At 38.4% G+C, this 20,954-nt stretch carries 19 protein-coding genes and 4 tRNA genes; 2 read left to right on the top strand and 21 right to left on the bottom strand.

Translation table 11 applies throughout. The annotated features are described in order from the left end of the window. Positions 1-39 precede the first annotated feature (39 nt). Positions 40-882 (bottom strand): PepSY domain-containing protein, encoded by an 843-nt coding sequence (locus tag LAV82_RS21145; RefSeq protein WP_499716853.1) that lies wholly within the window; start codon positions 880-882, stop codon positions 40-42. Between the two features lie 381 nt (positions 883-1,263). Here LAV82_RS21145 and LAV82_RS21140 point away from each other — a divergent pair, with 381 nt between their 5' ends. Beyond that, positions 1,264-3,162 (top strand): PhoX family protein, encoded by a 1,899-nt coding sequence (locus tag LAV82_RS21140; protein WP_499716852.1) that lies wholly within the window; start codon positions 1,264-1,266, stop codon positions 3,160-3,162. A 415-nt stretch (positions 3,163-3,577) separates the two neighbouring features. Next, the gene (locus LAV82_RS21135) at positions 3,578-4,576 is read left to right on the top strand and encodes a tRNA dihydrouridine synthase (RefSeq protein ID WP_211078645.1); all 999 of its coding nucleotides are present in this window, start codon (positions 3,578-3,580) and stop codon (positions 4,574-4,576) included. A 169-nt stretch (positions 4,577-4,745) separates the two neighbouring features. Here the strand turns inward: LAV82_RS21135 and rlmH are convergent, their stop codons facing one another. The 20 genes from rlmH to rpsF form a co-directional block, all read right to left on the bottom strand. Beyond that, complete coding sequence (gene rlmH / locus LAV82_RS21130; RefSeq protein WP_013085547.1) at positions 4,746-5,225, bottom strand: 23S rRNA (pseudouridine(1915)-N(3))-methyltransferase RlmH; 480 nt, start codon at positions 5,223-5,225, stop codon at positions 4,746-4,748. A gap of 83 nt (positions 5,226-5,308) precedes the next feature. Next, a complete protein-coding gene (locus tag LAV82_RS21125; RefSeq protein WP_013059901.1) occupies positions 5,309-5,467 on the bottom strand; it encodes a CxxH/CxxC protein in 159 nt (52 codons plus the stop codon). Between the two features lie 73 nt (positions 5,468-5,540). After that, positions 5,541-6,773 carry a S1C family serine protease gene (locus LAV82_RS21120; protein ID WP_213018250.1) on the bottom strand — a complete coding sequence of 411 codons (1,233 nt, stop codon included), beginning with the start codon at positions 6,771-6,773 and terminating at the stop codon, positions 5,541-5,543. Positions 6,774-6,830: 57 nt separating this feature from the next. Beyond that, positions 6,831-7,625, bottom strand: a complete 795-nt coding sequence (yycJ, locus tag LAV82_RS21115; RefSeq protein WP_014457688.1) for an exodeoxyribonuclease YycJ — start codon at positions 7,623-7,625, stop codon at positions 6,831-6,833. A gap of 18 nt (positions 7,626-7,643) precedes the next feature. Next, on the bottom strand, positions 7,644-8,423 hold the full coding sequence (locus LAV82_RS21110) for a two-component system regulatory protein YycI (RefSeq protein ID WP_029319486.1): 780 nt from the start codon (positions 8,421-8,423) through the stop codon (positions 7,644-7,646). Then, positions 8,410-9,777, bottom strand: a complete 1,368-nt coding sequence (locus tag LAV82_RS21105; protein WP_211078646.1) for a two-component system activity regulator YycH — start codon at positions 9,775-9,777, stop codon at positions 8,410-8,412. The genes LAV82_RS21110 and LAV82_RS21105 overlap by 14 nt, the downstream gene beginning before the upstream one ends. Next, positions 9,768-11,675: a cell wall metabolism sensor histidine kinase WalK gene (gene walK, locus LAV82_RS21100; RefSeq protein WP_211078647.1), complete on the bottom strand. Its 1,908-nt coding sequence runs from the start codon at positions 11,673-11,675 to the stop codon at positions 9,768-9,770. Before walK ends, LAV82_RS21105 begins: the two co-directional genes overlap by 10 nt. 6 nt (positions 11,676-11,681) lie before the next feature. Further along, the gene (gene yycF, locus LAV82_RS21095; protein WP_013085552.1) at positions 11,682-12,389 is read right to left on the bottom strand and encodes a response regulator YycF; all 708 of its coding nucleotides are present in this window, start codon (positions 12,387-12,389) and stop codon (positions 11,682-11,684) included. Positions 12,390-12,651: 262 nt separating this feature from the next. Beyond that, positions 12,652-12,724, bottom strand: a tRNA-Phe gene (locus LAV82_RS21090). A 4-nt stretch (positions 12,725-12,728) separates the two neighbouring features. Further along, a tRNA-Asp gene (locus tag LAV82_RS21085) sits at positions 12,729-12,804 on the bottom strand. Between the two features lie 35 nt (positions 12,805-12,839). Next, positions 12,840-12,911 (bottom strand) — tRNA-Glu (locus LAV82_RS21080). A 15-nt stretch (positions 12,912-12,926) separates the two neighbouring features. Further along, a tRNA-Lys gene (locus LAV82_RS21075) sits at positions 12,927-12,999 on the bottom strand. A gap of 168 nt (positions 13,000-13,167) precedes the next feature. Beyond that, positions 13,168-14,454: an adenylosuccinate synthase gene (locus tag LAV82_RS21070; RefSeq protein WP_013085553.1), complete on the bottom strand. Its 1,287-nt coding sequence runs from the start codon at positions 14,452-14,454 to the stop codon at positions 13,168-13,170. Positions 14,455-14,641: 187 nt separating this feature from the next. Further along, complete coding sequence (gene dnaB / locus LAV82_RS21065; protein ID WP_013059909.1) at positions 14,642-16,006, bottom strand: replicative DNA helicase; 1,365 nt, start codon at positions 16,004-16,006, stop codon at positions 14,642-14,644. A 116-nt stretch (positions 16,007-16,122) separates the two neighbouring features. Continuing rightward, a complete protein-coding gene (gene rplI, locus LAV82_RS21060) occupies positions 16,123-16,572 on the bottom strand; it encodes a 50S ribosomal protein L9 (RefSeq protein ID WP_013059910.1) in 450 nt (149 codons plus the stop codon). Continuing rightward, positions 16,569-18,542, bottom strand: coding sequence for a DHH family phosphoesterase (locus tag LAV82_RS21055; protein ID WP_211078648.1), 1,974 nt, complete (start codon positions 18,540-18,542; stop codon positions 16,569-16,571). Before LAV82_RS21055 ends, rplI begins: the two co-directional genes overlap by 4 nt. 36 nt (positions 18,543-18,578) lie before the next feature. Next, positions 18,579-19,523 carry a YybS family protein gene (locus tag LAV82_RS21050; protein ID WP_211078649.1) on the bottom strand — a complete coding sequence of 315 codons (945 nt, stop codon included), beginning with the start codon at positions 19,521-19,523 and terminating at the stop codon, positions 18,579-18,581. Between the two features lie 138 nt (positions 19,524-19,661). Next, a complete protein-coding gene (gene rpsR, locus LAV82_RS21045) occupies positions 19,662-19,901 on the bottom strand; it encodes a 30S ribosomal protein S18 (protein ID WP_013059913.1) in 240 nt (79 codons plus the stop codon). Positions 19,902-19,967: 66 nt separating this feature from the next. Beyond that, positions 19,968-20,468 carry a single-stranded DNA-binding protein gene (gene ssb / locus LAV82_RS21040; RefSeq protein WP_013059914.1) on the bottom strand — a complete coding sequence of 167 codons (501 nt, stop codon included), beginning with the start codon at positions 20,466-20,468 and terminating at the stop codon, positions 19,968-19,970. Positions 20,469-20,516: 48 nt separating this feature from the next. Further along, a complete protein-coding gene (gene rpsF / locus LAV82_RS21035) occupies positions 20,517-20,804 on the bottom strand; it encodes a 30S ribosomal protein S6 (protein WP_013059915.1) in 288 nt (95 codons plus the stop codon). Between the last annotated feature and the right edge of the window lie 150 nt (positions 20,805-20,954).

Below are 20,954 nucleotides of genomic sequence, written 5' to 3'. Positions count from 1 at the left end.
AAAGACGATTGCTGTAAAGCAATCGTCTTTTTTATCAAATCAGCACACTTTTCCTGTTTGAGGGCTTATTTTTACAGTATGTTTTACATTGTCTATTCCTTTGATCACAAACGTGTATGCTTGTTCACTGAACGAAACAGATTGAACCGTTCCTTTGTGCTGTTGAAGAGCAGCTTGTTTAGCTTGTTCTTGTGTAAACTTTACCGCTTCGACTTTAATTACTTTTCCAGTTTCAGCGTTTACTTTCACATGGTGATCTTTGTTGTCTTTTCCGTGGATCAAAAATGTGTATACATCATTTGCATATGAACTTGATTGAATCGTTCCGCTGCAATTTTTTAATGCAATCGTTTGAATCTGTGCTTTTGTAAATGCAGCGCTTTGAATTTGAATCACTTTTCCAATTTGTGCATTCACTTTTACGTGGTGATCACGGCTATCTTTTCCGTGAATTAAGAACGTATATACTCCATCGTTGAAGCCTACCGACTTAACCGTTCCTCCACAGTTTTTCAACGCTACTGCTTGTGCCTCACTTCGAGAAAAAGATAGTTTTTCAACCTTTACCACTTTTCCGCTGTGTGCATTTACTTTCACGTGATGGTCTTGATTATCTTGTCCGTGAATTAAAAACGTATAGGCGTTATTTTCAAAAGAAACTGATTGAACCGTTCCTCCGCAGTTCTTTAAGGCAATTGCTTTTGCTTGAGCTTGCGTATATGTTGCCGCTTCGGTATGAGCCGACGCTTTTGTTGAAGTAATGTGCTGGCCGTCTGAAGCAAATGCGCTTGTCATTGAACCAAGAGCGATAGCTGTTCCAATTGTGGCACCTCCCACCGCTTTTGCTACTACTGCTTTTCCTGCTAATACTTTTCCAATCATGATTATACCTCCGCCTAATTTCCAATGTATTTACAGCACAAGCTAAAGTTTTTAGCAGCGGTCATTTATCAAAATAGCGCTATTGGAGTAACGTTTTTTTCTGCTAAAATACCTTTCACTTTTGCTGTACGAGCCAAAGCGCTTCCTGTCGCCTTTAGCTATGTGTTTATTGTAAGAGCAGAACATGAATTCACTGTGAAGCCCAGCTGAATGCTATCTGAACAAATTCTGAAAGATAGCTGAATAACTTCTAGTTAAACTTGTCATGTAAATGTTCAACGTTCTTAACGACAGCTCAACAAATCCAGCGCTTCTCTTTATATTTCCTCAACAATCAAATGATTTAATAAGTGTATGAATACAATTTGGAGGTTATCAACCATGAAAAAACGAGTATCTCTTGGACTATCTCTCACTCTTTTAGCTTCTAGCGCCGCTTCTGCTTTTGCAGCAGAGCATCATCCAGTTCAACATCCAAAACAAATCAAAAGCGTCGAGTTTCAGCCAATGAAAGCACCTACTACGATTGAAAATATGATTAAAACGTATACAGAGGCATCTGTAAAAGTAACGTATAAAGATGGAAGCGTTGAAGAAACGCCGCTTAACTATAATCAACTCTTTCTTTCAAAAGATAAAATTGTCGATAATAAAGGGGAATTAATCGCCGCAGGTACACCGATCGATGCAAACGGGGATCCAATTATTGACCGAAGCGTTCCTGATAAGCCCTCACCGTACGTATCAGACGCACCGGATTCAAACAGCTTTATCACCATCAACGGTAAGTCTTATATTATTTCACATTATGAATATGAATCCGTTAATAATGCTGGAAAAGAGATTTCCGGTCTTCCTGCTTCAATGACGCTTACACAAGTTGACCGAGATGATAAAACAGGAAAACTAACCGTCAACCATGCTAAAAAAATTGATTTTTCTAATGTGAATGGTTTATGGACGCCGTGTAATGGCTCTACAACAGATTGGGGTACTCACCTTGGTTCAGAAGAATACGAGCCTGATGCACGTGCTTTTGAAGACCCTTCATCTAGCTCTTATAAAGACGTCACGAACTTCGCTAAGCTTTATTTCGGTGACACGTCAAAAGCAAATCCTTACTACTATGGCTGGATTCCAGAAATTTCAGTGGATGAAAGCGGCAATGCGTCCGTCGTAAAACATTACAGCACAGGTCGTTTTTCACACGAAATGATGCAGGTACTTCCAGATAATAAAACCGCTCTTTTTGGCGATGATGGATCTAATACCATGATGTTTATGTATGTAGCAGATAAGGAGAAAGACTTCTCAGCAGGAACGCTTTATGCAGCAAAATTCAAACAAACGAGTACGAACAATGTAGGTAAAGGCGACCTTCATTGGATTAAGCTTGGCCATGCAACAGACAGTGAAGTGAAAACAATAATCGACAAAGGCACAAAATTTAGTGATATTTTTGAAACAGCTGAACAGCCTACAAAAGGATTTAAAGCAGTCAAAACCGCCGCAAGTAAAAAAGTTGAATATTTAAAAGTAAAGCCTGGCATGGAAAAAGCAGCTGCCTTTTTAGAATCACGCCGATACGGTGCAATTTTAGGTGCAACATCTGAATTCAACAAGATGGAAGGACTAACGGTTAACAAAAAAGATAAAAAAGCGTATATGGCTATTTCTTACCAAAATAGTGCCATGCTAAAAGAATCTGGTGCTGTCCAAGATGATATCCAGCTTCCAAGATTAGAGTCTGGTGTGACCTACCAGCTGAACTTAGGATCGCATCAAAAAGACCAAGCAAAAGGCAAGATTAACAGTCGCTACGTTCCTGCAAGCATGGAAGGGCTACTGATTGGACAAGACCTAGAAAAAGCAGATGCATACGGTAATACAGCGGATCCAAATAAAATTGCCAACCCTGATAACCTTACGTATTCAAATGACTTAAATACACTCTTTATCGGAGAAGACAGCTCACTGCACACAAACAACTTCGTATGGGCTTACAATGTAAAAACCAAAAAACTATCGCGCATTCTTTCAGTTCCAGTGGGAGCAGAAGCAACAGGACTTCGTGCAGTAGAAAACATTAAAAACTCTCGCTACGTACTAAGCAACTATCAGCACCCGGGCGAGGACATCAGCGACAAAAATATTACCGCTGTTGATAAAGAAGAGCTAGCTAATGCAATGAAAGAAAGCATTGGCATTCAAGAAACAGGTGGTGTAGGATACATTTCTGGACTGCCTTCTAAGAACGGCGCTCCTTACAAAAAGCATTAATATATAAAAAACCACGTCTGTTGTACAGTGACAGACGTGGTTTTTTATATATTATATAGTAAAAGTTATTTATAAAATCGTTTATCGTAATCATAGTTATGGTGAATACTTTATAATATCCTTAGAGAAAGTGCCTAAACACAAACCAAATGCTTTAGGATATTTATTCGCAGGTATCCGGTACATGCCTTCAGGCTCGCTTTTAATTGCTTATACCCCACTAATACTAGATATAAAATTTGTTTCAATAAGTATTTCCAGCAAAACAAAACCACTCGTTCCCTTGCACTTTTCGTTCCATACCATTAAAGTATATATTGGTTGAAGTTTATACTGGCATTCAACCTGATAAAAGAAATTACACTTTTTAATTTTGGGAATATGTTTTCCCTAAAAGAAAGGGTTTAGATATAAGATGAAAGATAATTTTTGGCATGAGTTGCCGCGTCCGTTTTTTATTTTGGCACCGATGGAAGCTGTGACGGATGTCGTTTTTCGCCATGTTGTGACCGAAGCAGCACGACCTGACGTATTTTTTACAGAGTTTACGAATACGGAAAGCTACTGCCACCCGAAAGGAAAAGATAGCGTAAAAGGACGATTGACGTTTACAGAAGATGAACAGCCAATCGTTGCGCATATTTGGGGAGACAAGCCTGAATACTTCCGTCAAATGAGTATCGGCATGGCCGAAATGGGCTTTCGCGGAATTGATATTAATATGGGCTGTCCTGTACAGAATGTTGCAGGAAACGGAAAAGGTTCTGGTCTGATTCGCCGTCCAGATACTGCAGCTGAGATTATCCAGGCAGCCAAAGCTGGAGGGCTTCCAGTAAGCGTAAAGACTCGTCTTGGCTATACGCAAGTTGATGAGTGGTACGACTGGCTGAAGCACATTTTAGAACAGGATATCGTGAACCTTTCTATTCACCTTCGTACGAAAAAAGAAATGAGCGATGTTGACGCGCACTGGGAGTTAATTCCGGAGATTAAGAAGCTTCGTGACGAAATTGCGCCTCATACGCTACTAACAATTAACGGTGATATTCCTGACCGCCAGAAAGGTCTTGAACTTGCTGAAAAGTACGGCGTTGATGGAATCATGATTGGACGCGGAATTTTCCATAATCCGTTTGCATTTGAAAAAGAAAAGAAAGAGCACACAAGCGAAGAGCTATTAGAACTTCTTCGCCTGCAGCTAGATCTTCATGATAAGTATTCTGAAGAATTAGAGCCGCGCCCTTTCAAACCGCTTCGACGCTTTTTCAAAATTTACGTTCGCGGATTCCGCGGTGCAAGTGAATTAAGAAATCTACTCATGAGCACGGAAACAACTGACGAAGTGCGTGCGTTGCTTCATGAGTTTAAAGACAGAGCTGGAGTGAAAGAAGACGAAGGTTTTTCTGTTTCTTAAATAAGATCTCGTTTGCTTAAACTCAATTGTTCTAACATTTTATCGGAGAGAAGAACCTCTTGTTCTTTTTTATAGACGTGTGCTATTTATCCACATATGATAAAAGCTGAGGCAGAAGGTTTTACATTTCCTTCTGCCTCAGCTTTTAATAAAAAAATATCCACACGTTCTATTTATGATAAGGTTCATTTCGAATAATACGAAAAGCTCGGTAAATCTGTTCTACTAATACTAGGCGCATAAGCTGATGAGGAAACGTCATCTTTGAAAAAGAAAGGGCTGCGTTTGAGCGTTTCATTACTTCGCTGCTTAAACCAAGCGATCCGCCAATGACAAACGCTATTTTGCTTTTTCCGTAGGTAGCTAATGAATCAATTTCTTTTGCCAGTTCCTCGGAAGATTTTTGTTTTCCGTTAATAGCTAATGCGATTACGTGAGTATCGTCTGAGATTTTCGCTAAGATGCGCTCTCCTTCTTTTTGTTTCACCTGTTCCATTTCAGATTCACTTAAGTTTTCTGGCGCTTTTTCATCTGCAAGCTCAATAATTTCTACTTTTGCATAGCTTGATAAACGCTTTAAATATTCTTGAATGCCTTGTTTTAAGTATTTTTCTTTTAGCTTCCCAATGGTTATAATAGAGATATTCACAGGCTATTCTCCTCTCCTTTATCTCTTATCCACAGATATTATCCACATATCCACATGCTATATCCACATTTTGTATAAGAATATTAGTTCCCTACTACATATACAGCTTCATTGTCACAATATTCACAGCTTTTTTTGTCAGTAGAATTTTCTATTTTTTCAAAAACCGGCGCTAGCTCAATCTCATCTACCATTACATCCAGCGCTAGTTCTGTATGTTCCAAACAGCAATATATCTTCATGTATTTATCTTCCTCTCTCTATTCTTTTCATTAAAAAACCACAGGAGTTTATCCCCTGTGGATAACTTTTCTTTCACTTCATTTGACGCGTTAATTTTACTTCTGTGGATTTCTTTTTGCCATCGCGATAGAACGTTACGTTCATTTTATCGCCAATTTCTTTTTCAATGTAGAGGTGTTTGCGAAGTGTCGCAATGTCCCTTACTTTGCTGTGATCTAACTCAACAATCACATCATATTCCTTTAATCCGGCTTTAGCGGCTGGCGAACCTGGCTCGACTTTTAGAACAGCGACTCCGTTTACTACATCATGCGGTAACTTAAGGGTTTCTTTTAAATGATACCCTGATACCTCACTTAATGATAGTGTACTAACTCCAAGATACGGACGTCTGACTTCACCATATCGTTCTAAGTCATTAATAATGGGTCTAGCCATATTGATTGGAATCGCAAGACCAATGCCTTCTACTGCTTCTTGGGCAATTTTCATGGAATTAATACCGATTAATTCACCATCAATATTAACAAGAGCACCCCCGCTATTGCCAGGGTTAATGGCGGCATCTGTTTGAATAACTTCTGATTGCCAATCAGGATTTCCATCGCCATTCAAATCTTGAGGAATGACACGGTTAACCCCTGAGACAACTCCTTGTGTAACAGAGCCAGAAAATTGAAGGCCTAGCGGATTTCCGATAGCAATCACTGGTTCACCAGCTTTAAGCTTATCAGAATTTCCGAAGGTAGCCACTTTTGTCACGTGGCCTGCATCAATTTCAAGAACTGCTAAGTCCATTAAATCATCGCTGCCAAGAATTTTAGCCGATACCCTTGTACCGTTACTGAAGCTCACTTCAATTTCGTTAGCGCCTTTAATGACATGATAGTTTGTCACAATATAAGCTTTATTGTCTTGCTTTTTGTAAATAACACCTGAGCCCGTCCCGGCATCAGTTCGTTCATCATTCCAAAAGCTTTCAGAGTTCTGGATGTTTACAACTCCTACAACTGCTGCATTGGCTTCAGAAACAGCTTTTGTGACGGCCGTAGTGACGTCAAGAGATACTGACTTTTGAATGGTAGATCCTGTTTGTTCATCTCTATTTTCATCCGTCATCCATCCATCTGGCAAAATCCCGTTCCTCACCAAGGCTGGCATAAGAAGCAGTACAATAAGTGCACCTATAATTGCTCCAATCAGAGCAGAAGCGAAATATCCTCTGCGGCGTTTAGGCGGCCGACTATTTGGCTCTTGGCCTTCATCATAATGTTCCACACTATCACCGAACCCTTCATTTATCATCGTGAATGTCTGCATTCACGTACTAAATGAAGTTATTTTTCGCTTCCTTTCTAGAGACTATACATAAACAATATCAGTTGGTCTTTTTGGGTCTGTATCACATAGGAGAATATTGTCCTCTACATTGATGTCTTTTTGTTGTAACACTTGCGCAACAGACATGCGGGCAATTTCCTTCATGTTATTGTCTTGACTCAAATGCGCTAAGTAAATGCGTTTGGTTTGATCTCCAATCACATCTGCCATTGCAAGAGCCGCGTCTTCATTTGATACATGTCCCACGTCGCTTAGAATTCGTCTTTTAATGCTCCAAGGGTAGCGCCCCATTCTCAGCATTTCAACATCATGATTGCTTTCAAATACGTACATATCGCTATTTTTAATCGTACCTTTCATGCGGTCACTTACATAGCCGGTATCCGTAATAAGGGTTAATTTTTTAGATCCTTGATGAAAGACATAAAACATAGGCTCTGCAGCATCATGCGAAACGCCAAAAGACTCCACTTCCAATTGGCCAAACGATTTCGTTTGGCCAATTTCAAAGTGAAACTTCTGTTCCGTATCAATGTTGCCGATCAAGCCATCCATTGCGTTCCACGTTTTTTCATTTGCGAAAATAGGGAGCTTATATTTACGTGCCAGAACACCTAGTCCTTTAATATGGTCACTATGTTCATGAGTCACTAAAATTCCTGATAAATCCGGGATATTGCGATTTACTTGTTGAAATAGAGCTTCCATTTGTTTTCCGCTCAGCCCTGCATCAACTAGTAAGGAATGTTCTCCATCACTTACTAAAATCGCATTTCCTGTGCTCCCACTCGCTAGCACGCTGAAATGCAGGCTCATTTATCTCACTCCAAATACTTATTTATTTCCTTTTTTAATAATCTGCCCTTCAAAGGCATTGACAAAATAACTCGTGTCTCCATTTACAATAACATGCCAAGTTGGTGCTAAAACTTGAGAATTTAATAACGGCAGATCAAACGTATAGTACCCAAACTCTACTTTTGTTACAGAATCTTTCTTTTTCAATTCACCCTTCAAAAACAAATTTTCCAATGCTTTTAAAGGCGTTAAAACATCCTGCTCATCATCCAACGTTTTCACAGAACCCAGCATCGTTTGTTCATAAGAAATAATTTCATCTTTGTCATTTAAGTGAGCAACAATCATGCCATTTTCATTATCAAAGATTTTATGCTTCTTATATTTTTGAAAGAATGTAACTGTTTTTTTCTCTTTGTTAACATTCCATAGCTCATAATCCTTACCTGAGATCACATACCGTTTTAGAAATTGACTTAGCTTTGCTTCGGGACTTTTTTCAGGTACTGAAAAAGGTTTGTCTAATGCGCTTCGAATTGTTTTTTCCTCAAGCAGCGTTGCTTTTTGTTCTTTAAGCTTTTTTAAATCTTCATCTTTAAACAGTTTGCTTTTAGCATTTAACGACGAAGCTTCCTTCACATCTACAGGTAAATGTTTATATTCAATGCCTTCACTCGTTAATTGTTCTTCAACGCTCGACTCTACAAATAGAGAGTACTGATCTTCTTGATGAGTTTTAAAAATCTGATAGCCTAAGTAAATATTAAGAATCAAGAAAGTGAAAATAAAGATGGTTTTTGTTCTATTCCAATCCATCGTTATCGCCTCCTTCGGCCGGCGGTGCAATTCGATACCACTTGCTATTATAATAATAGAACCAAGAAGGAACGAGTTTGACAGAGTTAGAATTAAACTCAACCGTCTTTTCACCGGTTTTTGGCTGCTGTGAGACTTCTTCTAGCTGATAGCCTATTGAAATATCTTTTAACAGATTCGGGTCAAAGTTTTGGTGTTTTTCAATTAATTGAATCACTTTTTGAGATGACTGCAGCTTTTCTACACTGGAATCCTGTACTCTTACAAAACGATAAAGAGGACGACGGTAATTTAAAATCTCCGCATTTCCCCATCTCTGATATATTTCAGTCATTCCCTGATTGCTGTACACGGGATAGTTATCTTTATAATAACGATAGCTAATTTCTTTTGTAATACGATTCCAGCTGTTGAACCTGTAATTAGATTCCGTCCAGCCGCCGTGGTCATTAACGAAGCTAAAGCTGCGATTTATTAAATTATAATCTTCCATTACCTCGGTCGTAGAATTTACAAGATTCACATATTCCATCACATCTGTCTTCGTATTAACATTAATCACTTTTGTACCTTCGGTGTAGACATCTCGGTTTGTAGACGTTTCTTTCCGTGCATAGTCTGGGTTGTTAAAAAGCGCTTCTTTATATTTTTCAATATCTAAATGCCTCATGCTCGTATAGTAGACTTCACTATTCATCGTGATATTGTTTTCCGGAAGGAAGATATACCGATTTTTGTTTTCTTTATATACAAAGCTCGGGGCATACGTACGTTTCATTTTATCTTCTAATTCTTTGATATCATCTTTGGCCAAATTCTTGACTGTAACCGAATAAATCTTTTTTTGCTCATAATTCACAAGATACACGCTCACGAAAAAGGAAGGTGTACGCTTAATTTTAATGAGTACACGGTCAAATGTTTGATTAGGCAAAGACGTTTGAGAAAATGAAAAAAGCTGTTGAAATGTTTTTAACGGTAGCGCGTCTGGATACAGCACTTCAATAGAATTGCTTCCATGGACATAATTTAAAAATCCATCAGGAGAAATAGCATCCGAAACGTCCGTCACATTCGAAAATTTCCACTTTTTCATTTCATTTACCCATTTGTTTACATCATCTTCGTCGTGAGACATGTAGTGATTATCGTTTCGATGATAGAGAACTTCTGTTGGAAGAATATGATCTTCTATTTTACTTTTTGAACTCACTTCAACTTCCTGCAAATGTTGATTTTTTGAAATGACCTTATAAGAAGGCTGATACGTCCATATATGATACGTCATAATTAAACTGGAAGCGACGAGAACAACTAAGATGGCCGTTTTGATATGTTCATATCTCATTCCCATTCGTCATCATTCTCACTTTCAATCGGAAGAGTAAAGTAAATCGTTGTTCCTTTTCCTTCCTGACTATCTGCCCAAATACGTCCATCATGTGCTTCAATAATTTCCTTGGCAATAGCAAGCCCTAATCCTGTTCCGCCTAATTTACGCGTTCGTGCTTTATCTACACGATAGAAGCGTTCGAAAATTTTAGCTAAATTTGATTTTGGAATTCCCATACCTTGGTCTTTAATGCTCACAACGATTTCATGCGTATGCTGAGCAATTGAAAATGTAATGGTTCCGCCTTCAGGTGAATATTTTATTGCATTGGAAATAATGTTATCTAATACTTGTGTAATTTTATCTTGATCGATAGCGACATAGATTGCTTCATTTGGCAAGTCGCGCACGAACGCAATACCTTGTTCAATTGTCATTTCAAAGCGATCAATGATGTAATGATAGAACTTCACAAAATTGATTGGGTCACGACTAAATCGGTAGTCTTGGCTATCTAGCTTAGATAATTGAAGCAAGTCGTTAACGAGACGAATCATTCGTTCTGTTTCCGTTTGCGTTACATTTAAAAATGTTGGAGCTAAGTCCTTATCTTGCCATGCTCCTTCTGCAAGCGCATCTAAATAACTGCGCATCGTTGTTAACGGCGTACGCAATTCATGTGAAACATTGGCTACAAATTCTCGGCGATCTTGATCAATTTTCTCCTGCTCTGTAATATCATGCAAGACAATGATAATCCCGTTAATAAAACCGGTCTCTTTTTGAATAGCGGAAATGGTAGCTCTTAAAATAAAGGGATCTGATTTTGTACTAAAGTCCAAAATTAATGACTCTTGATTAGCGAGCAAACTTTCAAACGTATGCGTTTCTTCAAGATCTAATAGGGAAACAACTGGATCAGACAAAACCGTTTCACGTGAAACATTTAGCATAGCTGCAGCTGGATCATTAATTAAAATTACTCTTCCCTTTCGATCCGTAGCAATAACGCCGTCCGTCATATGAGCTAATACCGAACTAAGCTTGCGGCGCTCCCCTTCTGTAGTTGCCTGTGCTTCTTGAAGCTTTCTTGTTAAGTTGTTGAATGTGAGAGCTAGCTGACCAATTTCGTCATACCCGTATACCTTAGCTTTTCTCGTAAAATTCCCTTTGGCCATCTCAAGTGCTTGTTTTCTCATTTCAGACATTGGACGAGTAATCGTCTGAGCTAAAAACACGCCTAAAATAGCTGTAATAAAAAGAGCAATCACCGTACCTGCCTTAAAGATCTGATTGATATTACTCATTTGATCGTAAACAGGCTCCATGGAAGCTGTTAAGTAAATAGCACCTAAGATTTCTTCGCTAGACTGAACTTTTCCATTTTTATTAGTTGAATTTGATTGACTGGCACCTACTTTATCCTGTAAACGAATAGGCTGTATCATAACTCTGATTCGCTGTCCGCTTTGATCAACAAATACATTATCAGAGTTCGTTCCTGCTAACAACGCATTTGTAATCGCTAAATCATTAGTCTTTTTACCTATGATCTGTTGAGGATTTGAGTTCGATGTAGCAATGATTCTTCTATTTTGGTCAATGACTCTTACTTCAGAGATGTCATTCATATCATTTGAAGCTAAATTGGGTCTTGAAGCAAAATCTCGTAAAATAGTCTTTAAGTCTTCCTCAAGAGTGGGCGAATCATCATCACGATTTTTCACCATCTCTTGTCCAATGTTATACGTCAGCAAGTCTGTCCGCTCTTGAAGAGACGTTCGAAAGTTGTTAACTAATTCTTTTTCTAATTGTCGTGCAAAATAGACCCCAATAATTTGCATCGCAATTAAAATGAGCAGCACATAAATCAATACAAACTTTAAATGAATAGATTGCAGGAGCCTTACTTTCTTCATCTAAAATTACTCCTGCTCTGGGCTGCGTAAATAATAGCCTACTCCACGTCTTGTTACAATCCACATTGGATGGCTTGGATTATCTTCAATTTTTTCACGTAATCTTCGAACTGTTACATCTACCGTACGCACATCACCAAAATAGTCATAACCCCATACAGTTTGAAGCAAGTGTTCACGCGTCATGACTTGTCCAATGTGCTTCGCTAAATAATGCAGCAGCTCAAATTCACGGTGAGTCAGTTCAATCGTTTCTCCGCGCTTAGACACGATATAAGCATCTGGGTGAATAACAAGTGCTCCAATTGTAATTTCATTCGTTTCGCTTTCTTCCGTTGGAACAGCTACCTGCTGATGTCTACGCAAATTAGCTTTTACACGTGCTAATAATTCACGCGTACTAAACGGCTTAGTTACATAATCATCTGCACCTAATTCTAGACCTAAAACTTTGTCAATTTCAGAGTCTTTTGCTGTTAACATGATAATTGGCATATCATATTTTTTGCGTACTTCTCGGCAAACTTCCATTCCATCTTTCTGAGGAAGCATAATATCTAATAAAATCATTTCAGGCTGTACTTCTTCCACTTTTTCAAGTGCTTCTACGCCATCATAAGCACAAAATACTTCGTAACCTTCTTTTTGCAAATTAAACTTTAAAATATCTGCAATCGGCTTTTCGTCATCTACGACTAAAATACGTTTATCCATGATCATCGTTCTCCTTTATTAGTTGAAGCAAAATATAAAAGATAGTATTCATACTGTTTGAATACCGTAGTTTTATTATACTTGATAACCCTTGAAACGTCACAAGTTCATCCTCTACTATACATGAAGATATATGATTTTCAACCATCTCTAAATACAAAAGTAATATATTACCACAAAAGAGATACAAAGCAAATAACGTTTTCTTTTAAATGTAAATAAAAGAAAAAAGCATGACTTTAAATAAAGTCATGCTTTTTGATGGCTCGGGACGGAATCGAACCGCCGACACAAGGATTTTCAGTCCTTTGCTCTACCAACTGAGCTACCGAGCCAAAATGGCGGTCCCGACGGGAATCGAACCCGCGATCTCCTGCGTGACAGGCAGGCATGTTAACCGCTACACCACGGGACCTCAGTCTATATGCTATGTATTAAAAATATTAAAAATGACCCGTACGGGATTCGAACCCGTGTTACCGCCGTGAAAGGGCGGTGTCTTAACCGCTTGACCAACGGGCCACGTTGTAACAAAAGTGAGCCATGAAGGACTCGAACCTTCGACCCTCTGATTAAAAGTCAGATGCTCTACCAACTGAGCTAATGGCTCATGTTATATCTCTTAGCGACGTTTATTATAATAACATGATATTTCATATGAATGCAATAGTTTTTTTAAAACTTTCTTTTTATTATTGAGCTTTTTTTAAAAATCTTGTTAACAAAGCACCAATTATAAATAAAAAAGGTTAGCTCACGAGGAGCTAACCTTTTTTATTTAGCTATATACACCACGTAATACATTTGTTTGTGTGCGATCTGGACCTACAGAGAAAATAGATAAAGGAATACCTGTTAATTGAGACACTCGCTCTAAGTAGTGGCGAGCGTTATCAGGTAACTCATCTAATGTTTTCACACCCGTAATATCTTCTGTCCAACCTGGAAGCTCTTCATATACAGGTTCGCATTCTGCAAGTGTTTTTAAGCTGGCAGGGAATTCTTCCATAACTTCCCCTTTATAACGGTAAGCTACACAAATCTTTAATGTCTCAATTCCCGTTAATACATCAATTGAGTTTAAAGATAAATCTGTGATTCCGCTAACGCGACGAGCATGGCGTACAACTACACTGTCGAACCAACCTACACGGCGAGGACGACCAGTTGTTGTACCATATTCACGTCCTACTTCACGGATTTGATCACCGATTTCGTTTGTTAATTCAGTTGGGAAAGGACCGTCACCAACACGAGTTGTATACGCTTTTGATACACCTACAACGTGTTTGATTTTAGATGGACCTACACCAGAACCAATTGTTACTCCACCCGCTACTGGGTTTGAAGATGTAACAAATGGATATGTTCCTTGGTCGATATCTAACATAACACCTTGTGCGCCTTCAAATAGTACACGACGTCCTTCGTCTAACGCATCATTTAATACTACTGATGTGTCAACAACATATTTTGCAACTTGTTGACCATACTCATAGTACTCATCTAAAATTTCTTCTAATGTAAAGCCTTCTACTTCATACATTTTTTCAAGAAGGCGATTCTTTTCAGCTAAGTTTTGTGTTAATTTTGCTTCAAATACTTCACGGTCTAGTAAATCGGCAATTCGAATACCAACACGTGCTGCTTTATCCATATAAGCTGGTCCAATACCTTTTTTCGTTGTACCAATCTTATTTTCACCTTTACGTTCTTCTTCAACTTCATCTAATTTTAAATGATACGGAAGAATCACATGAGCTCGGTTACTAATACGTAAGTTTTCTGTTGTTACACCGCGATCATGTAAGTATTTTAATTCTTGAACAAGCGCTTTTGGATCAACAACCATACCGTTTCCAATTACACATGTTTTGTCATTATAAAAAATACCTGAAGGAATTAAATGTAACTTATAAGTTTCACCATTAAACTTAATTGTATGACCTGCATTGTTCCCACCTTGGTAACGTGCAATCACTTCTGCATTTTCTGATAGGAAGTCTGTAATCTTCCCTTTTCCTTCATCTCCCCATTGTGTTCCTACTACAACGACTGAAGACATATCTTAAGCACCTCCGCTTAGTAAGCAACAGCTCACTACGACATAATTTAACCATGGATAAGTGTATCAATTTATCACGCTAAAGTCAATTAAATCCGAACGATTTAACAAAAGTTATTACAAATATATCGTATTTTGCGGAACGAATGCGATAACAATAAAATAAAACCTCTCATATTGAGAGGTTTTATGCACCAGGCGGCACTCCTGCGTCATCAAAGCGCCGCTCGAGATTAACGAATTTATTGTACTCTTTTACAAAGGCAAGCTGTACGGTTCCAACTGGACCGTTACGCTGCTTGGCTATAATAATCTCGATAATATTTTGATTTTCTGTATCTTTTTCATAATAGTCTTCACGATATAAGAAAGCTACGATATCGGCATCCTGCTCAATACTTCCGGATTCACGGATATCAGACATCATTGGTCGCTTATCTTGTCTTTGCTCTACTCCACGGGAAAGCTGTGATAAGGCGATAACAGGAACTTCTAATTCACGAGCTAAAGCTTTTAACGCACGAGAAATTTCAGATACTTCCTGCTGTCGGTTTTCTCCGCTTCGTCCATTTCCTTGAATGAGCTGTAAGTAGTCAATTAAAATCATCCCAAGCCCGCCTTCTTGTTTCAAGCGACGACACTTAGAACGAATTTCACCTACACGAATACCCGGTGTATCATCAATATAAATCCCTGCATTGGACAAAGATCCCATTGCCATAGTGAGCTTTCCCCAGTCATCAGCTGTAAGCGAACCTGTACGCAGCCTTTGTGCATCAATATTTCCTTCCGCACACAGCATCCTCATAACAAGCTGCTGAGCACCCATCTCTAAACTGAAGATGGCTACGTTCTCATCCGTTTTCGTTGCAACGTTTTGCGCAATATTTAAGGCAAAAGCCGTTTTACCTACAGATGGTCGAGCCGCTACAATGATTAAATCATTTCGCTGGAACCCTGCTGTCATTCTATCTAAATCACTAAACCCGGTTGGGATACCTGTAATGTCACCTTTTCGATTGTGAAGAACTTCGATATCATCGTACGTTTGTACAAGTACATCTTTGATATTTTGAAACACACCGCTGTTTTTACGCTGTGCTACTTCTAAAATGTTTTTTTCCGCTTCATTTAATAAAACTTCCACTTCGTCTTCCCTTGCATATCCTTCTGAAGCAATATGCGTTGCAGTACGAATTAAACGGCGTAAAATCGACTTTTCTTCTACGATTTTACCGTAATACTCTACGTTTGCAGCCGTTGGAACAGAGTTAGCTAAATCACTTAAATACGATACGCCGCCAACTTCTTCTAGGATTTTTTGGTCAGCTAATTCAGACGTTACCGTTACCAAATCAACCGGTTCACCTTGGTCAGAAAGTTTCAGCATACATGTAAAGATTTTCTGGTGCGATGCCCGGTAAAAATCTTCAGGTATTAGCAGTTCAGATGCTAAGGTTAAAGAAGAAGGCTCTAAGAAAATGGCCCCTAATAGCGCTTGCTCTGCTTCAATATTCTGAGGCGGAAGACGATCAGCAAAAAGATCACTCATATTTCTATGCCCCTCTTATATTCTTTCAGTATTTTCTTTCATCATAAATGTTGGCGCGAACAAATACAAGTCCGCGCCAACCCTTTATATTATTTACTTATTTCTCAATCTTACGTTTATTTTTGTTCAGTCACGTGTACCTTTACCGTAGCCGTTACTTCCGGGTGTAATTTAACCGGTACATTTGTGTAGCCTAATGCGCGAATTGCATCATTTAATTCAATTTTACGCTTATCTACTTTAATTTTGTGCTTTTTCTTTAATTCTTCAGCAATTTGTTTGCTTGTGATAGAACCGAATAAACGGCCACCTTCACCAGATTTTGCTGTTAATTCAACTGTTAGTTCTTCAAGAGTTGCTTTTAACTCTTTGTTTGCTTGAAGTTCTGCAGCTGCATCTTTTTGCTCTCTATTTTTTTGTGCTTCTAATACTTTCACATTACCGCCTGTAGCTTCAACAGCATAACCATTTTTTAATAAGAAGTTATGTGCATAACCGTCTGAAACATTTTTCACTTCACCTTTTTTGCCTTTTCCTTTTACATCTTTTAAGAAAATTACTTTCATGATTTTTTACCCCCATCTAAGTACTCATCAATTGCTTGTTTAAGCCGTTCTTCAGCTTCATCCAAACTAATGTCTTGAAGCTGAGTAGCAGCATTCGTTAAGTGGCCTCCGCCTTGGAGACTTTCCATAATAACTTGTACATTGATATCTCCCAGCGATCTAGCACTAATGCCAATTAGATTATCCCGTCGCTTAGAAATAACAAACGAAGCAACCACTCCGCTGATTGAAAGCAGCGTATCTGCAGCTTGCGCAATTAACACTTGATCATACATTTTGTTTGGTTCAGCTCGTGAAATGGCAATACCTGCTATATAAATCTCTGCATGTTCAATAAAGCGTGCTCGCTGTACATATTGTGTGATATCTTCTTTTAAAAACTTTTGAACAAGAACCGTATCTGCGCCTTGAGAACGTAAAAAGGACGCTGCATCAAACGTACGAGATCCCGTGCGTAATGTAAAGCTTTTTGTATCGACAATAATACCGGCTAAAAGTGCTGTTGCTTCTAGCATATCAATTTTAAATCGTTTTGGCTGGTATTCAAGAAGCTCAGTAACGAGTTCTGCTGTCGAGGAAGCATATGGCTCCATATAGACAAGAAGAGGATCTTCGATAAAGTCTTCTCCTCGTCTATGATGATCAATGACCACGACATTTTCAATACGATTTAATAACCTTTCTTCAATAACCAGGGACGGCTTATGCGTATCTACTACTACTAAAAGAGTATCATCACTCACAAGATTTAAGGCTTCTTCAGGCGTAATAAATCGTTCCCACAGGCCTTCTTTCTTTTTAATCTCTTCCAGCATTCGCTGAACACCTGTGTCGATATGATCAGGATCTAATACAATAAAACCGTCTTTCTGATTTACTTGAGCTACTTTTAGTATCCCAATAGCAGCTCCTACAGCATCCATATCCGGATACTTATGACCCATGATAATCACTTTTCCACTCTCTGTAATGAGCTCTTTTAACGCGTGAGAAATAACCCTTGCACGTACGCGCGTCCGTTTTTCCATTGGGTTTGTCTTACCCCCAAAGAATTTCACTTTTCCATTCGGCTGTTTAATCGCTACTTGATCTCCACCACGACCTAAGGCCAAATCCAAGCTAGATTGAGCCAAAGCACCCAGTTCGGGTAAATCAGCCGCACCAGCCCCAATACCGATACTCAATGTAAGCGGTATATTTTGTTTAGACGTCTCTTCTCGAACTTGGTCTAAGATAGAAAATTTACTTCGCTCTAAATGAATTAAGATTTGTTCATTCATAATCGCAATAAACTTTTCAGAAGACGTACGTTTAATAAAAATACCGTATTCTTGAGCCCAATTATTTAACATTGAGGTTACTTGGCTATTCAAGTTACTTTTAACTTGATCATCCATTCCTTGCGTTAGTTCATCATAATTATCTAAGAAGATAATTCCTAAACTTGTTCGTTCTTCTTCATACAATTTTTCGATTTCTATTTGCTCTGTAATATCAAAGAAGTACAGTAAGCGCTCGTCTCGTTTAATCACCACTTTGAATTTCCGATCATGCAATGTGACAACTTCTGTTTCCACTTCTTGTTTGATCAGTGGAATAATGCTTTCGGCTACATCGTATAATGATCTTCCCACTAGTGTGTCTTCACCGAGACAAGATGCTAGAAAAGGATTGGTCCATTCAATTTGATATTCATCATTAAACAACATAATCCCAATCGGCATTTCCATTAATGCCTCTTCGCCTACTTTTTTCAGCCGATGAGACAGCATTGAAATATAGGTTTCAAACTCATCGGACAGCATTCGCTCCATTCTCATGTATAGAAAAAGACAGGCTAATAGTAATATAAAGCCTATCATTCCTATGATCCAATTATGATAGGTCACGATACCTACTAAAATCAGAGCTATACTATACAATGAGTAAAATGGATAGCGAATGACGTTCTTTTTTGTAAAGACAGGCATCCATTTCAGCTCCTACTTTTTTAAGTTCCACAATATCTACTTTTTTGTGTCTAATTGTTTTCTTAAATTAAATCCTAAATCAATTATACCTAAGATGCGCACAATTTGAAGGATAATTGGAATAATTAATGCTAAAATTGTTACAACAATTGGAATTGCTTTGGGATACCCTTTTTGATGTGAGAAATAGAAAATAAAAGAGATCCCTTGTAACACTACTAACATTTGCAGTCCCATCACGATGTTGATAATAGCTACGTACATAAATGTACCTTGTTCAATATTAAAAGATGGGAAGGATAAGATTAATGCAATCAAATAATACCATAGAATACTTTTAGGAAGTTTGAATTCACGAAAAGGCGGGAATGCTTGCACCTCATAACCTGTTCTTTTAAGAATAGGCGTAGCAATAAGCTGAGAGAAAAAGGCCAGAATAACTCCACCTATAACAATTAATAGAGGCAACAGATTTTTAAACATATCAAATGCATCTCTCATTTGGTCAATTTGAGATTCCTTAACGTCTTGTCCTAAACTTTTCATCATTTCAATACTTTGATTAATCGATTGATCTAAAGCATTATTTATTTGCTCCATTAAATTAACATTAAAAATGACATTTGCTCCTACGAACAATAAAAGTAAACCTAAACTAAATGCAACCGTGCCGCCTAGTAAAATGGTATACCTTTTTTGTTTTTGTCGGTAAAGCATTCCTATTGCTAATCCACCAATACCAAATACAAATGTAAAAGGAAGAGTCAACACATTTCCAAATAACAAAGTCAATAACAACCCTACTACTAAAAATAATATTGCCTTTTTCCACCCATGACGAACGGTATACACAATAAATGGAACAGCTAGCGCTAGTTGAAAAATGGTTCCCACAACAGGTATGTATAGTGAAAAAAGCAACAGCGCCACAAACAGCGCTAAAAGAGCTGCTCCTTCTGTAATATATCGAATTCCTTTCACAACTTCACCTCGTTGATATAGACTATTATTTATTTTATCGATTCAGTTAGTAAGAAGCAACTATTTGGCGAAAGAGTACCTATGTAATGTAAAAAGAGGCAGTAAGGGAATCCTTACTGCCTCTTTTTATACCGTTCATTATTCACCAGAAACATATGGTAATAATGCCATTTGACGAGCGCGTTTGATAGCGATCGTTAATTTACGTTGGTATTTAGCGCTTGTTCCAGTTACACGACGAGGTAAAATTTTACCACGCTCTGAAACGAATTTTTTAAGCATATCTACATCTTTGTAATCGATGTGAGTGATGCCGTTTGCTGTGAAGAAACAAACTTTACGACGTCTGTTGCGTCCACCTTTACGTCCACCTGCCATTTTGATACGCCTCCTTCCGCTTAAAAGTTTCTATAAAATTTTATACTCCGGATAATCTACTGCGAATTAAAACGGTAAATCGTCATCAGAAATGTCAATTGTCTCGCCATTATTTGCAAATGGATCATCATCAACGCGAGTATAACCTTGATTACCTGAGTTACGGTTCTGATTATCTCCAAATGGAGAGCCTTGTCCAGATCCTCCAGTGTTAGCAAAGTTACTGCGTTGCGTATCCCCACCGCCACTTTTCGGCTCTAAAAATTGCACACTTTCCGCTACAACTTCCGTTACGTATACACGACGACCGTCTTGTCCTTCGTAACTGCGAGATTGTAGTCGACCATCAACACCAGCTAAACTTCCTTTTTTAAGGAAATTGGCTGCATTTTCAGCCTGACGACGCCATACAACACAGTTGATGAAGTCAGCTTCACGTTCACCTTGCTGATTTGTAAATGTGCGGTTTACCGCTAAAGTGAATGTTGCAACCGCTGCTCCACTCGGGGTATAACGTAATTCAGGATCTTTGGTTAAGCGTCCTACGAGAATTACGCGATTCATCATCAGAACCACTCCTTAAGGAAATAAAACCCAATTTATTTAAACGTTTAATTATGCTTCTTGTTTAACAACGATATGACGGATAATGTCTTCGTTGATTTTCGCAAGACGATCAAATTCAGAAACTGCTTCTGAAGTAGCCGCCACGTCAAGAATCATGTAGTAACCGTCACGGAAATCATTGATTTCGTATGCTAAACGACGTTTACCCCATTCTTTAACATTTGCGATTTCAGCACCATTATCAGTTAATACGCCGTTGAAGCGCTCAACTAATGCTTTCTTTGCTTCGTCATCAATGCTTGGACGGATGATGTACATTACTTCATACTTTCTCATCACTGTCACCTCCTTTTGGTCTAACGGCCCGAAACGGGCAAGGAGCAATAAAATATTACTCACGAATTAAAATTATAGCACACTACCATAGGCAAAGCAATACGCATTGCCGCCTGTTTCGTAAATATACGCTAATATTTTCACATACGA

It is taken from the genome of Bacillus sp. ILBB4 (assembly GCF_035064545.1).
In the GTDB taxonomy this organism is placed as follows: Bacteria; Bacillota; Bacilli; order Bacillales; family Bacillaceae_H; genus Priestia.
The sequence above is the reverse complement of the archived record's forward strand: the minus strand, read 5'-3'. Positions and strand labels throughout refer to the sequence as shown.

Coding starts and splice junctions, on each gene's coding strand:
- LAV82_RS21110 (WP_029319486.1), bottom strand. CDS start 8,423: ATGGATTGGAATAGAACAAAAACCATCTTTATTTTCACTTTCTTGATT.
- LAV82_RS21135 (WP_211078645.1), top strand. CDS start 3,578: ATGAAAGATAATTTTTGGCATGAGTTGCCGCGTCCGTTTTTTATTTTG.
- LAV82_RS21120 (WP_213018250.1), bottom strand. CDS start 6,773: ATGATAAATGAAGGGTTCGGTGATAGTGTGGAACATTATGATGAAGGC.
- walK (WP_211078647.1), bottom strand. CDS start 11,675: ATGAAGAAAGTAAGGCTCCTGCAATCTATTCATTTAAAGTTTGTATTG.
- dnaB (WP_013059909.1), bottom strand. CDS start 16,006: ATGAGTGATCTTTTTGCTGATCGTCTTCCGCCTCAGAATATTGAAGCA.
- rplI (WP_013059910.1), bottom strand. CDS start 16,572: ATGAAAGTAATTTTCTTAAAAGATGTAAAAGGAAAAGGCAAAAAAGGT.
- LAV82_RS21125 (WP_013059901.1), bottom strand. CDS start 5,467: ATGAAGATATATTGCTGTTTGGAACATACAGAACTAGCGCTGGATGTA.
- LAV82_RS21055 (WP_211078648.1), bottom strand. CDS start 18,542: ATGCCTGTCTTTACAAAAAAGAACGTCATTCGCTATCCATTTTACTCA.
- yycJ (WP_014457688.1), bottom strand. CDS start 7,625: ATGAGCCTGCATTTCAGCGTGCTAGCGAGTGGGAGCACAGGAAATGCG.
- LAV82_RS21070 (WP_013085553.1), bottom strand. CDS start 14,454: ATGTCTTCAGTCGTTGTAGTAGGAACACAATGGGGAGATGAAGGAAAA.
- LAV82_RS21105 (WP_211078646.1), bottom strand. CDS start 9,777: ATGGGAATGAGATATGAACATATCAAAACGGCCATCTTAGTTGTTCTC.
- LAV82_RS21140 (WP_499716852.1), top strand. CDS start 1,264: ATGAAAAAACGAGTATCTCTTGGACTATCTCTCACTCTTTTAGCTTCT.
- rpsF (WP_013059915.1), bottom strand. CDS start 20,804: ATGAGAAAGTATGAAGTAATGTACATCATCCGTCCAAGCATTGATGAC.
- LAV82_RS21145 (WP_499716853.1), bottom strand. CDS start 882: ATGATTGGAAAAGTATTAGCAGGAAAAGCAGTAGTAGCAAAAGCGGTG.
- yycF (WP_013085552.1), bottom strand. CDS start 12,389: ATGGATAAACGTATTTTAGTCGTAGATGACGAAAAGCCGATTGCAGAT.
- rpsR (WP_013059913.1), bottom strand. CDS start 19,901: ATGGCAGGTGGACGTAAAGGTGGACGCAACAGACGTCGTAAAGTTTGT.
- ssb (WP_013059914.1), bottom strand. CDS start 20,468: ATGATGAATCGCGTAATTCTCGTAGGACGCTTAACCAAAGATCCTGAA.